The following is a 12,508-nucleotide window of genomic DNA, read 5'->3' as shown; positions in this document are numbered from 1 at the left end:
CCGCGCCGCCCGCTCCGTCCGGCGGGGATCCGGGATCCGGGATCCGGGATCCGGGATCCGGGATCCGGGATCCGGGATCAGACGGGCAGGCCGGGGGCCGGGTGGGCCGCCATCAGCTCGGCGACCTCGCCGCGGATCTTGACGAGGGCGGGCTCGTCCCCGGCCGCCGCGGCGGCGACGGCGCGGCCGATCCAGTCGGCGACCTGGTCCATGTGGGCGGGGGTGAGGCCGCGGGAGGTGAGGGAGGGGGTGCCGATGCGGATGCCGGAGGGGTCGAAGGGCTTCCGGGGGTCGTAGGGGACGGTGTTGTAGTTGACGACGATGCCGGCGCGGTCGAGCGCCTTGGCGGCGGTCTTGCCGGGGACCTGCTGGGGGGTGAGGTCCATCAGGATCAGGTGGTTGTCGGTGCCGCCGGAGACCAGGTCGAAGCCGCGGGCGAGGAGGGCGTCGGCGAGGGCCCCGGCGTTGGCGACGACGGCGTGGGCGTAGTCGCGGAAGGACGGCAGGGAGGCCTCGCGCAGCGCGACGGCGATGGCGGCGGTCGTCTGGTTGTGCGGGCCGCCCTGGAGGCCGGGGAAGACCGCCTTGTCGAGGGCCTTGGCGTGCTCCTCGGTGGACATCAGCATGGCGCCGCGCGGGCCGCGGAGGGTCTTGTGGGTGGTCGTGGAGACGACGTCGACGTGGCCCACCGGGGAGGGGTGGGCGCCGCCGGCGATCAGCCCGGCGATGTGGGCGACGTCGGCGACGAGGACGGCGCCGGCCTCGCGGGCGATCTCGCCGAAGGCGGCGAAGTCGATGGTGCGGGGCAGGGCGGTGCCGCCGCAGAAGATCACCTTGGGGCGCTCGGCGAGGGCGAGGTCGCGGACCTGGTCGTAGTCGATGAGACCGGTGTCCCGGTGGACGCCGTACTGGACGCCGCGGAACCAGGAGCCGGTGGCGGAGACGCCCCAGCCGTGGGTGAGGTGGCCGCCCATGGGGAGCGCCATGCCCATGACGGTGTCGCCGGGCCGTGCGAAGGCGAGGAGGACGGCGAGGTTGGCCGGGGAGCCGGAGTAGGGCTGGACGTTGGCGTGGTCGACGCCGAAGAGGGCCTTGGCGCGCTCGACCGCGAGGGTCTCGACCTGGTCGACGACCTGCTGGCCCTCGTAGTAGCGGCGGCCGGCGTAGCCCTCGCTGTACTTGTTCTGCAGGACGGTGCCGGAGGCTTCGAGGACGGCGGCGGAGACGTAGTTCTCGCTGGGGATGAGGCGGAGGGTGTCGGCCTGCAACCGTTCCTCGGCGCCGACGAGGGCGGCGAGCTCGGGGTCGGCGGCGGAGAGGGCCGGGTGCCGGGGCGGGGTGGTGGTCACGTGTTCCTCCGGGAGTACGTCGGAACGTCCCGGGGCGGGTGCCGCACGGGACGCGGGGCGGTCCCGTGATGCCCAGGCGAGCGGCACCTCGTGTGGTGGAGCGCGCGCGGCTCCCCCGGGGTCGGTTCCCCGTACGCCAGTCGCCGCGCGTGTTCACAGCCTAGCGGGCGCGCCGTCGACCGAGGTTTCTTCGTCCGGCATGCGAGCGACGATAAGAAAGGGGCCACAAGACTCCCCCGGCCGCAGGACGATCGGAGATCCCGTGTCGAGAACGCAAGACGAGATCGCTGCCTCGGAGGCGCACAGCGCCCACAACTACCACCCGCTGCCCGTCGTCGTCGCCTCCGCCGAGGGGGCATGGATGACGGACGTCGAGGGACGCCGCTTCCTCGACATGCTCGCCGGCTACTCGGCGCTGAACTTCGGGCACGGCAACCGCCGGCTGATCGAGGCGGCGAAGGCCCAGCTGGAGCGGGTGACGCTCACCTCGCGGGCCTTCCACCACGACCGGTTCGCCGAATTCTGCGCACGGCTCGCGGAGCTGTGCGGCAAGGAGACGGTGCTGCCGATGAACACCGGGGCGGAGGCGGTCGAGACGGCCGTGAAGACGGCCCGGAAGTGGGGGTACGAGGTGAAGGGCGTGCCGGACGGGCACGCGAAGATCGTGGTGGCCGGGAACAACTTCCACGGCCGGACGACGACGATCGTGTCGTTCTCGACCGATCACGAGGCCCGGGACCACTTCGGCCCGTACACGCCCGGCTTCGAGATCGTGCCGTACGGCGATCTGACGGCCCTGGAGGCGGCGGTCACCGAGAACACGGTGGCGGTGCTGCTCGAACCGATCCAGGGCGAGGCGGGCGTCCTCGTCCCGCCGGCCGGCTATCTGCGCGGGGTGCGGGAACTGACGGCGCGGCGGAACGTGCTGTTCATGGCCGACGAGATCCAGTCCGGCCTGGGCAGGACCGGGCGGACCTTCGCCTGCGAGCACGAGGGCGTCGTCCCCGACGTGTACATCCTGGGCAAGGCGCTCGGCGGCGGTGTGGTGCCGGTGTCGGCGGTCGTCGCGGACGCGGACGTGCTCGGGGTCTTCCGCCCCGGCGAGCACGGCTCGACCTTCGGCGGCAACCCGCTGGCGTGCGCGGTCGCCCTGGAGGTCGTCGCGATGCTGCGGACCGGGGAGTACCAGCAGCGGGCGGCGGAGCTCGGCGAGCACCTCCACGCGGAGCTGGGGCTGCTCGTGGGCGGCGGCGCTGTGGAGGCGGTGCGGGGGCGCGGGCTGTGGGCGGGGGTGGACATCGCGCCGGCGCGCGGTACGGGGCGTGAGATCTCGGAACGGCTCATGGCCCGGGGCGTCCTGGTGAAGGACACCCACGGCTCCACGATCCGCATCGCCCCGCCCCTGGTGATCTCGAAGGAGGACCTGGACTGGGGCCTGGAGCAGCTGCGGGCGGTTCTCTCGGACTGACCGGGTCCGCTTCCGGGGCGGCGGCGGGACCGCCGCCCCGGGGCAACTCGGGCCATTGACACCACAGTTGGTCTAGGCCAATGATGCGGCCATGCCGAGACTCCGTCTGCGTCACGCCGTGCGTGGCGCGCTCGCCGCCCTCCTCCCGCTCGCCCTCCTGGGGGCCGTCGGCGGGACCGCGAACGCCGCCCCGCAGGGGGCCTGGCCCGAGCCCGCACCCGTGGTCTCCCGGGTCGAGACGACGGACCCGGTCGTCTTCATCACCATCGACGACGGCTGGTTCCACGACCCCGCCGCCGCCGAGCTGCTGCTCGACCGCCGCGTGCCGGCCTCGCTGTTCCTGCTGCCGGGGGCGTACTCGTACGACTCGGGGTACTTCCACCGGCTGCTCGACCACGGCCGGGTGCGGATCGAGAACCACACGGTCGGCCACCCGGACCTCACGACGCTCGACGCGGCCGGCCAGCGGGCCGAGGTCTGCGGGGCGCGGGACGCGCACCTCACGGAGTTCGGCGACGGCCCTCGGCTGCTGCGCCCGCCGTACGGGGCGTACGACGCGACCACGCGGACCACCGCCCGCGCCTGCGGCGCGAAGGCCGTGGTGACGTGGACGTACGACCTGACGACCTGGGGCGGGTGGACGCCGCCGGCCCCGGAGCTCAAGGCCGGCGACATCATCCTGCTGCACTTCAACGAGACGCTGGAGCAGGACCTGGAGCGGGCCCTGGCCCTGGCCGACGCGGCGGGGCTCAAGCCCGCGCCGCTGCGGGACTACGTACCGGAGTGAGCGTCAGAGGATGACGTGCGGGAGGAAGCGGGCGTACTCGTCGGTGATCGCGCCCGCCGACTCCCGGATGCCGAGCCCCGCGGCCTCGTCCTCGACGACCCACGCGCCGAGCAGCGTGCGGTTGCCGTCGAAGTCGGGGAGCGGGGCGAGCCCCTGGTAGCAGCAGGGCTCGTCGCGGACGGCGACCTCGCTGCCGGGCTCGTGCAGGGTGACGCCGGCGCCCTCCCGGCCGAGCAGCGGCTTGGCCGCCCAGCCGGTGGTCGTCGCCAGCTCGCGCGGCCCGTCGAGGTAGGCGGGCAGCAGGTTGGGGTGACCGGGGTAGAGCTCCCAGAGGATCGCGAGGAGCGCCTTGTTGGAGAGCAGCATCTTCCAGGCGGGCTCGATCCAGCAGGTGGTGCCGGTGGAGCCGCCGTTGTCCAGGGTGGACAGGACGTGCTTGCCGAAGGGGTCGGTGACCAGCCACTCCCACGGGTAGAGCTTGAAGCAGCTGCGGATGAAGCGCAGTTTCTCGTCGACGAAGCGGCGGGAGAGCCGGTCCCAGCCGATCCGCTCCACGGAGAGCGCCTCGGTGGCGAGCCCGGCCTGTTCGGCGGTCTCGCGGAGGTACGCGACCGTCATCAGGTCCTCGCCGAGCTCGTCGGTCTCGGAGTGGGCGAAGTGGACGGGGCCGGCCGGCAGCAGCGGCGCCTGCCGCTTCCAGGCGTCGACGAGCCGCTCGTGGAGCGAGTTCCACTGGTCGGCACCGGGGAAGCGCTCCTCCATCCAGAACCACTGCGGGCTCGCCGCCTCCACCAGGGAGGTCGGGGTGTCCGCGTTGTACTCCAGCATCTTCGCCGGGCCCGTGCCGTCGTAGACGAGGTCGAAGCGGGCGTAGAGGGAGGGGAGTTCGGAGCGGCGGCGCCAGGACTCGGCGACCCGGCCGGCGACCTTCGGGTCGGTGATCCCGAGGTCGGCGAAACGGTTCCGCTCGACGATGTGCGCGGCCGCCGCGAGGCACATGGCGTGCAGCTCCTCGACGACCTCCTCCAGCGCCTCGACCTCGGGCAGCGTGAAGGAGTAGTACGCGCTCTCGTCCCAGTACGGACGCAGCGAACCGTCCGGGTAGCGGGTCAGCGGATAGACGAGCCCCTGCTCCTCGACGATCTCCTGCCAGCCCGGGCGGGGTTCGATGGTGTGCCGTTCCATGGTGCCGGTCCGTCCGTCCGTCGGTCCTGCGTCTCAGCCGCCGCTCGACCCGGAGGACGAGCAGCCGAAGCCGCCGGTCTCGACGGCCTTCCGGTCGAAGCTGCCGCCGGCCACGCGCGCCTCGCGGACGTAGCCGCCGTAGTAGTAGGCGGGACGGACGGTCGTGCCGTCATCGTCGTCGTCGTCGCCGCCGGTCTCGCACCGGTAGCTCGGCAGCTCCTCCAGTGTGACCGGGTCCGCGCACCTGCGGTCGGGTTCGGCGCCGCAGGCGGTGATCGTCGCCGCGAGCACGCCCATACCGCCGAGCACCACCGTGCTCGACCTGAGCCTCCGCATGTCCCTCGCCCTCCCCTTCGCGTGACCGCGCACCCCTGTGCGCGCTGCGCGCCCGCGCGACCATACGTATGACCGCGCGCCTCGCGACCGCACAGTGTAGGCCGCCTCTTTCCGCCCCCGACACCTAGAGTCGCTATGTGCTCTTGGGTATGGTTTGCGCGCTCGGATCGGCGCTCTGTTTCGGTGCGGCGACCGTGTTCCAGGCCGCCGCCGCCCGCGCGGCCGCGCCCGGGACGGGCAGCGGGGTGGACGTCGGGCTGCTCTGGCGGGCGGTGCGGCAGTGGCGGTACGCGGTCGGGCTCGCGCTCGACGGACTCGGCTTCGTCCTGGAGGTCGTGGCGCTGCGGACGCTCCCCCTGTACGCGGTCGGCGCCGCGCTCGCCGCGAGCCTCGCCGTCACCGCCGCGCTGGCCTCCCGGATGCTCGCGGTGCGCCTCGGCCGGGCCGAGTGGGGCGCGGTGGCCACGGTCTGCGCCGGACTCGCCCTGCTGGCGCTCGCCGCCGGCCGGGAGGGCCACCGGGAGGGGCCCGAGGCGCTGCCGTGGGTCCTGCTCGGCATCGCCGCCGGGGTGCTGCTGCTCGGCGCGGCGGCCGGTCACCTCCCCGACCGGCCCCGGGCGCTGGTCCTCGGCCTCGGCTCCGGGCTCGGCTTCGGGGTGGTGGAGGTGGCGGTACGGCTCCTGGACGGCGTCGACCTCACGGATCCGGCGCTGTGGGCGCTGCTGCTCGGCGGCGGCGCGGCGTTCCTGCTCCTCACCTCGGCGTTCCAGCGGGGCGCGGTGACGACGGCGACGGCCGGCATGGTCCTGGGCGAGACGCTGGGCCCGGCGGCCGCCGGGCTCCTCTGGCTGGGCGACGAGACCCGCGAGGGCCTCGGCGGGCTCGCGCTCACCGGCTTCGCCCTGGCCGTCGCCGCCTCCCTGGCCCTCGCCCGCTTCGGCGAACCGCCGGTGCCCGAGGCCGTACCCGGGACCGGCCCCGGCCGGGAGCGGGCCGCGGACTGACCGTCAGGTCTCCATTGGCCCGGCCGTCAGGCCCCCGCGTCCCGCGCCTTCAGGTACTGCTCGAAGGTGACCCGGCCGGTGGCGTGTCCCGGGGCCAGGTGGCCGCCCGCGCGGAAGGCCCGGTACGCACGGCCGGCGAGGGGGACGGGCAGCAGGCGGCGACTGCGGCCGCCGGCGGCGAGGTGGGCGCGGGCCAGGTCGGCGAAGGTACGCACCTCCGGACCGCCCATGTCGGGGACCCGGCCGGCGGGGTCGCCGGCCGCGAGCTCCGCCAGCCGCTCGGCCACCTCGGTCACCTCCACCGGCTGGTCCGACACGCCGGCCGGCAGCGGCAGCACCAGCGGGACCTTCTCGGCGGCCGCCAGGACCTGCGCCACCAGGTCGTGGAACTGGGTGGCCCGCAGCACGGTCCAGCCGATCCCGGACTCCTCGACCAGCCGCTCCACCGCGTGCTTGGCGCGGTAGTAGCCGAGCGGCACCCGGTCGACGCCGACGATCGAGATGTAGACGAGGTGCCGGACCCCGGCGCGGCGGGCCGCCGCGATCAGCGTCCGGGCGGCGTCCTCGTCGCCGCCGCGCGGCGAGGAGGCGCAGTGGACGACGGTGTCGACGCCCGCGAGGGCCTCGTCGAGACCGGTGCCGTTCCGCAGGTCCACGGGGTGGTGCGGCGAGCGGCGGCTCAGTTCGCGCACCTCGTGCCCGGCGGCGGCGAGCCGGGCGCACAGCGGCCTGCCGAGGGTGCCGGTGGCTCCCGTCACCAGGATCGTCTTCGTCATGTCCGGTCTCCCTCTCGACGCGGACGCCCCCCCGCGGAGCGCCCTCGCGTACAAGGACCGACGGGACCCCGCGTCTGTGACGGCCTCAGCCGCCGGCCTCCGCACGCGCGGCGAACTGCCGGCCCGCGAAGACGAGCTTGTCCGGGTTCATCACCATCCGCACGTCGGTGATGCGGCCGTCGGCGCCCGTCTCCACCTCGGCGACGCCGATGAGCCGGGCGCCGACGTGCAGCACGAGCCCGGGCGCGCCGTTGACCTCGGCGACGGTGAGCACGGAGCCCGGCTCGCGCCGGTCGGCGACGCCGGCGAGGAAGCGGAGGACGCGATCGCGGCCGCGGACGGGACGGAGGGCGGACCTGACCTTGCCGCCGCCGTCGCCCCACCAGACGACGTCCGCCGCGAGGACCTTCTCCAGGCCCGCGAGGTCGCCCTCGCGGGAGGCCGCGACGAAGGACGCGACGAACTCCCGGTGCCGCTCGGGCGCGGGCGGCTCGGCGCGGACGGCGGCCCCGTCGTCGCCGGGCGCGGCGACCCGCCGGGCGGCCCGGACGTACAGCTGGCGGCAGTTGGCCTCGCCGAGGTCGAGCAGGCCGGCGATCTCCCGGTGCGGATAGCCGAAGGCCTCGCGGAGCACGTACACGGCCCGCTCGGCCGGGGTGAGCCGCTCCAGGAGCAGCAGGAGCGCCATGGAGACGTCGTCGCCCCGCTCGGCGGCCTCCAGCGGCCCCGCGCCGGGCGGGCCGAGCGGGCCCCGGACGTCGGTGAGCACCGGTTCCGGCAGCCAGGTCCCGGTGTACCGCTCGCGGGTGGCGCGGGCGGAGGTGAGCCGGGTGAGGCAGAGGTTGGTGACGACCCTGGTGAGCCAGGCGCCCGGCTGGACGATGACGGCCCGGTCGGCGCCGTCCCACCGCAGATAGGCGTCCTGGACGGTGTCCTCGGCCTCCTCGGCGGACCCGAGCATGCGGTAGGCGAGCCCGAAGAGCCGCGGCCGGTAGGTGGTGAACTCCCGCGCGGCGGCCTCCGCGTCGCCGTGCGGCCGCTCGTCCGGAGTGGAGTACGACATCACGCCCCCACCCTGCCAGACCACGGCCCCGGCCTCCCCGGCACCCGGCCGCTCCCGGCACGCGGCGACCTCCTCCCGCCGCCCGCCCGGCACCGAGGCCGCCCCTCCCCCGTCGCCTCACCAGTCCTCCGGGTCCCGCCCCACGTCCAGGCCCTCCAGGACCCCGCACAGGGCCTGGAGGGCGCCTTGCCAGGCGCTGTCGGGCGGGGTGGCGTAGCCGACCACCAGGCCCTCCAGGGTCTGCCGGGCCTCCGGGTGGCGGAAGTGGCCCAGGCCCTGGACCGCCAGGCCGTGCCAGGCGGCGGAGCGGAGTGCGGCGGCCTCGGTGCCGGGCGGGAGGGGGAGGACCGCGTGGAGGCCGGCCGCGATGCCGCCGACCCGGATGCCGGGGGCGCGCTCGGCGAGCGCGGCGACGAGCTGGTCGCGGCGGTGCCGGTAGCGCAGCCGCATGGCGCGGACGTGCCGGTCGTGCGCGCCGGTGGCGAGGAAGTCCGCGAAGGCGAGCTGGTCGGGGGTGCCGCACATCCAGTCCACCACCGCCCCCTTGGCGGCGACGACGTCGTCCACCAGGCCCTCCGGCAGCACCATCCAGGCGAGCCGCAGTCCGGGCGCGAGGGACTTGCTCGCGGTGCCGAGGTAGACGACCCGCTCCGGGTCGAGGCCCTGGAGCGCGCCGACGGGCTGCCGGTCGTACCGGAACTCCCCGTCGTAGTCGTCCTCCAGGACGTAACCGCCGGTCGCCCGCGCCCAGTCGACGACGGCCGTCCGCCGGTCCGGCGGCAGCGCCCCGCCGAGCGGGAACTGGTGGGCGGCGGTCAGCAGCACCGCGTCCGGGGCGAAGGACGCCGACTCCTCGACGCGGGTGCCGCGTTCGTCGAAGGGCAGCGGCGGGGTGGCGAGCCCGGCGTCCCGCAGCAGCGCGGCGTGCGGGCCGAGGCCGTACGACTCCACGCCGACGGTCCGGGCCCCGCGCCCGCGCAGGGCGCGGGCGATCAGCATCAGGCCGTGCGCGAACCCGGCGCAGACCACGATCCGTTCGGGCCGCGCGTGGACGCCCCTGGCGCGGGCCAGGTACTCGGCGAGGACCGTCCGCAGCTCCTCCCGGCCGTGCGGATCCCCGTACCCGAAGGCCTCGTTGGGCGCGGCGGTGAGCGCCCGCCGGTACGCCTTGAGCCACGCGGCGCGCGGGAAGGAGGCGAGGTCCGGGGTGCCGCTCCGGAGGTCGTACGCGGGCGGGCTCGTCCGCCGCCGCGAGACCCGCCACGCGGTGCCGCCGGGCGTCGGGCCCGCGGGGCCCGCGGGGGGCGCGGGCGGGGCCGGGGGCGGCTCGGCCTCCCGCGCACCGGGCGCCGTCCCCGCCGGTGGCCGGGGGTCCGCCCGGCGGGCCACCCGGGTGCCGGAACCCTGGCGCGCCGTGAGCCACCCCTCGGCCACCAGTTCGGCGTACGCGTCGGCGACGGTGTTCCGGGCCACCCCGAGGTCCGCCGCGAGCTGGCGCGAGGACGGCAGCCGGGTGCCCGGGGCGAGGCGTCCGCTCCGCACGGCCTCGCGCAAGGCGTCCATGAGGCCGGCCCTGAGCCGGGTGCCGCGCAGGTCCAGGTGGAGGTCGGCGCCGAAAGTGGCCCAGTCGTCCCGCATGGGATTGGACCATACCCGCATGCCATCCGCTGCGTACGGTGGCTCTCATGACCACCACCACCGTGCACTCCCCCGCCCGGGCCCTCGCCCACGAGCACACCCCGCGCATGCCGTTCGCCGAGCGGGTCCCCGACTTCTACCGGGCGATGATCCGCCTGGAGCAGGAGGCCGCGAAGGGCGTGGACCCGGCGCTCTACCACCTGATCAAGATCCGCGCCTCGCAGCTCAACCACTGCGCCTTCTGCCTCGACATGCACACCAAGGACGCGCTCGCCGAGGGCGAGTCGGTCGAGCGGGTCGTCCAGCTCTCCGCCTGGGAGGAGTCGAAGCACTTCTACACCGAGCGCGAGCTGGCCGCGATCGCCCTCACCGAGGCGGTCACCGTCCTCACCGACGGCTTCGTCCCCGACGAGGTGTACGCCGCGGCCGCCGCGCACTTCGACGAGGAGGAGCTCGCCAAGGTGATCGGCGCGATCGTCGTCATCAACTCCTGGAACCGCATCGCCGTCACGACCCGCATGGTCCCCGGCCACTACACCCCGCGCGGGCACTGAACCCGGACGCGGGAAAGGGCGGAGCCCCCGGTCGTCCGACCGGGGGCTCCGTCACGCGTCAGGTCACGCGTCACGTCACGCGTCAGGCGCGAGGGCTCAGATGAGGCCGAGCTCGCGGACCGCGTCGCGCTCCTCCGACAGCTCCTTGACGGAGGCGTCGATGCGGGCGCGGGAGAAGTCGTTGATCTCCAGGCCCTGGACGATCTCGTACGCGCCGTCCTTGCAGGTGACGGGGAAGGAGGAGATCAGGCCCTCCGGGACGCCGTAGGAGCCGTCGGACGGGACGCCCATGGAGGTCCAGTCGCCCTCGGCGGTGCCGTTGACCCACGTGTACACGTGGTCGATGGCGGCGTTGGCGGCCGAGGCGGCGGAGGAGGCGCCACGGGCGTCGATGATCGCGGCGCCGCGCTTGGCGACGGTCGGGATGAAGGTGTCGGCCAGCCACGCCTCGTCGTTGACGACCTCGGCGGCGTTCTTGCCGGCGATCTGCGCCTGGAAGATGTCCGGGTACTGGGTCGCGGAGTGGTTGCCCCAGATGGTGAGGCGCTTGATGTCCGTGACGGAGGAGCCGGTCTTCTGGGCCAGCTGCGTCAGCGCGCGGTTGTGGTCCAGGCGGGTCATCGCGGTGAAGCGCTCGGCCGGGACGCCCTTGGCGGCCGACTGGGCGATCAGGGCGTTGGTGTTGGCCGGGTTGCCGACGACCAGGATCTTGACGTCGTCCGCGGCGTGGGCGGCGATGGCCTCGCCCTGCGGCTTGAAGATGCCGCCGTTGGCGGCGAGCAGGTCGCCGCGCTCCATGCCCGGGCCGCGCGGGCGGGCGCCGACGAGCAGGCCGATGTTCGCGCCCTCGAAGCCCTTGTTCGGGTCGTCGAAGATGTCGATGCCCTTGAGCAGCGGGAACGCGCAGTCGTCGAGCTCCATGGCGGTGCCCTCGGCGGCCTTCACGCCCTGCGGGATCTCGAGGAGGCGCAGCTTGACCGGCACGTCCGCGCCGAGCAGGTGGCCGGAGGCGATGCGGAAGAGCAGCGCGTAGCCGATCTGGCCGGCCGCGCCGGTCACGGTGACATTCACGGGAGTGCGGGTCATGGCGATCTCCGTAAGACAGCTGGCGGTGGGGTTCCCTGCCCCTGAGGCTGGATATCGCTCACTTGATCGATCGATGTCTCGATGTGAAGAGATATCCGGCGGTCAGGCTATCGGACCTTGGCCCCGCTGCACCCCCACCCCCTTGTGGTGCGGCTCACCTCCCGCCCCGTTTCACCCTCCCGTGCAGCCGTCCTCGCCGCCGGAGAGGGCCGCGCAGGCGCGTGCGGCGCTCCCGGAGGGGACCGGGATCATCGCGGTGTACGCGCCGCCGTCCCCGTCCGCGGCGACGTTGGCGACCCGGACGGCGGTGCCCGACTGCACGCTGACCTCGTCCCCGGCGGCGGCCCCGCTGATCCGCGCCCAGGCCGCGGCGCAGACCTCGCTGTGCCGGACCTCGACGAGGGCGGCGCCGAGGCGGGTGCGGGCGACCGTGGTGGCGAGCGGCCCGCCGCACCCCATGTCCTCGGGGTCGAGCCCGCCGCAGTCCGCGCCGGTGCAGCGGACGCCCTCGGGGAGGCTGGGGCCGGGCGCCGGAGCGGTGGTGGCGGCGGGCGGGGGCGGGGCGGCCGCGGGCGGCTTCCCGGTCCCGCCGAGGTCGACGAGGAGCACGGCGGCGGTGACGACGAGCGCGGCGCCGACGATCCCGGCGGCGTAGAGCAGCGGCGAGCCCCGCCGGGGCGCGCGGGCGGCGGGACGCCCTGCTTCCGGCGCCGGAGGTACGGCCCTGATGCGCATGGTCCGGTCGGCGGGATCGGCCGGGGCGGGCCCACCGGCCGGGGCGGCCTCCGGGGCCGGGCCCCGCGCCCCCGGCAGCCGTTTCCAGGCGCGGTCGGCGTGCTCCCAGTGGGCGGTCAGGGGGCCGAGGTCGGCGCCGGTCACGTCGGAGAGCGCGACGACGGCGCTCCTCGGTACGGGCCTGGCGGCGTTCGCGTACGCCTCCCAGTCGGACGGCTCGTGGCCGGTGCGCTCGGCGACGGCGGCGACGCCGAGTCCGCTGCGGTCGATGACCAGCCGGAGCCGTTCCGCGAACGTCCGTACGTCCGGATCGAGTTCGCCGGACAGCGCCTTCCACGCCGGCATGCGCACCCCCTCGTCGATGTTCCTCGAAGGATGGCAGTTCCGGACGGTGAACGGGACCCGACCGGTGGGCGCGGATGTACCGGAATGGTCACCTCCGTGCCACAGCGGACGGCGTGAACTTGCCCTTCCTTGGCGCGTACATGACCCTTGATCACAGGACGGCGCCCGCCCTCCCACGGGGG

Annotated in this window: 12 protein-coding genes and 1 riboswitch; of the genes, 4 read left to right on the top strand and 8 right to left on the bottom strand. The window is 74.9% G+C overall.

Going from position 1 to position 12,508, the window contains the following annotated elements; translation table 11 throughout:
• Positions 1-77: 77 nt before the first annotated feature.
• Positions 78-1,349: a serine hydroxymethyltransferase gene (gene glyA / locus ABZ621_RS06820; RefSeq protein WP_360601415.1), complete on the bottom strand. Its 1,272-nt coding sequence runs from the start codon at positions 1,347-1,349 to the stop codon at positions 78-80.
• A 63-nt stretch (positions 1,350-1,412) separates the two neighbouring features.
• A riboswitch (ZMP/ZTP riboswitch) is annotated at positions 1,413-1,503 on the bottom strand.
• Positions 1,504-1,611: 108 nt separating this feature from the next.
• Here glyA and rocD point away from each other — a divergent pair.
• Positions 1,612-2,817, top strand: a complete 1,206-nt coding sequence (gene rocD / locus ABZ621_RS06815) for an ornithine--oxo-acid transaminase (protein WP_360601414.1) — start codon at positions 1,612-1,614, stop codon at positions 2,815-2,817.
• A gap of 91 nt (positions 2,818-2,908) precedes the next feature.
• A complete protein-coding gene (locus ABZ621_RS06810; RefSeq protein ID WP_360601412.1) occupies positions 2,909-3,604 on the top strand; it encodes a polysaccharide deacetylase family protein in 696 nt (231 codons plus the stop codon).
• Positions 3,605-3,607: 3 nt separating this feature from the next.
• Here ABZ621_RS06810 and ABZ621_RS06805 read toward each other — a convergent pair whose 3' ends face one another.
• Together ABZ621_RS06805 and ABZ621_RS06800 are read right to left on the bottom strand one after the other, a co-directional pair.
• On the bottom strand, positions 3,608-4,789 hold the full coding sequence (locus ABZ621_RS06805; protein ID WP_360601410.1) for a glutathionylspermidine synthase family protein: 1,182 nt from the start codon (positions 4,787-4,789) through the stop codon (positions 3,608-3,610).
• A gap of 33 nt (positions 4,790-4,822) precedes the next feature.
• A complete protein-coding gene (locus ABZ621_RS06800) occupies positions 4,823-5,125 on the bottom strand; it encodes a hypothetical protein (protein WP_360601408.1) in 303 nt (100 codons plus the stop codon).
• Between the two features lie 149 nt (positions 5,126-5,274).
• Here ABZ621_RS06800 and ABZ621_RS06795 point away from each other — a divergent pair, with 149 nt between their 5' ends.
• Complete coding sequence (locus ABZ621_RS06795) at positions 5,275-6,129, top strand: hypothetical protein (RefSeq protein WP_360601406.1); 855 nt, start codon at positions 5,275-5,277, stop codon at positions 6,127-6,129.
• Between the two features lie 26 nt (positions 6,130-6,155).
• Here the strand turns inward: ABZ621_RS06795 and ABZ621_RS06790 are convergent, their stop codons facing one another.
• From ABZ621_RS06790 to ABZ621_RS06780, 3 genes are all read right to left on the bottom strand, one after another.
• Positions 6,156-6,905 (bottom strand): NAD(P)H-binding protein, encoded by a 750-nt coding sequence (locus ABZ621_RS06790; RefSeq protein WP_360601404.1) that lies wholly within the window; start codon positions 6,903-6,905, stop codon positions 6,156-6,158.
• An 85-nt stretch (positions 6,906-6,990) separates the two neighbouring features.
• Positions 6,991-7,968 carry an RNA polymerase sigma factor SigJ gene (gene sigJ, locus ABZ621_RS06785; RefSeq protein WP_360601402.1) on the bottom strand — a complete coding sequence of 326 codons (978 nt, stop codon included), beginning with the start codon at positions 7,966-7,968 and terminating at the stop codon, positions 6,991-6,993.
• Positions 7,969-8,085: 117 nt separating this feature from the next.
• The gene (locus ABZ621_RS06780) at positions 8,086-9,606 is read right to left on the bottom strand and encodes a PLP-dependent aminotransferase family protein (RefSeq protein WP_360601400.1); all 1,521 of its coding nucleotides are present in this window, start codon (positions 9,604-9,606) and stop codon (positions 8,086-8,088) included.
• Positions 9,607-9,653: 47 nt separating this feature from the next.
• Here ABZ621_RS06780 and ABZ621_RS06775 point away from each other — a divergent pair, with 47 nt between their 5' ends.
• Positions 9,654-10,160, top strand: coding sequence for a carboxymuconolactone decarboxylase family protein (locus ABZ621_RS06775; RefSeq protein ID WP_360601398.1), 507 nt, complete (start codon positions 9,654-9,656; stop codon positions 10,158-10,160).
• Positions 10,161-10,256: 96 nt separating this feature from the next.
• Here ABZ621_RS06775 and ABZ621_RS06770 read toward each other — a convergent pair whose 3' ends face one another.
• Both ABZ621_RS06770 and ABZ621_RS06765 read right to left on the bottom strand, forming a co-directional pair.
• On the bottom strand, positions 10,257-11,246 hold the full coding sequence (locus ABZ621_RS06770; RefSeq protein ID WP_360601396.1) for a malate dehydrogenase: 990 nt from the start codon (positions 11,244-11,246) through the stop codon (positions 10,257-10,259).
• 171 nt (positions 11,247-11,417) lie between these two features.
• Entirely contained in the window at positions 11,418-12,326 is a 909-nt protein-coding gene (locus ABZ621_RS06765) for a DUF2690 domain-containing protein (RefSeq protein ID WP_360601394.1), read from the bottom strand.
• Positions 12,327-12,508 lie beyond the last annotated feature (182 nt).

The sequence above is a fragment of the Streptomyces sp. NPDC007863 genome (genome assembly GCF_040633895.1).
Lineage (GTDB): Bacteria > Actinomycetota > Actinomycetes > Streptomycetales > Streptomycetaceae > Streptomyces.
The sequence above is the reverse complement of the archived record's forward strand: the minus strand, read 5'-3'. Positions and strand labels throughout refer to the sequence as shown.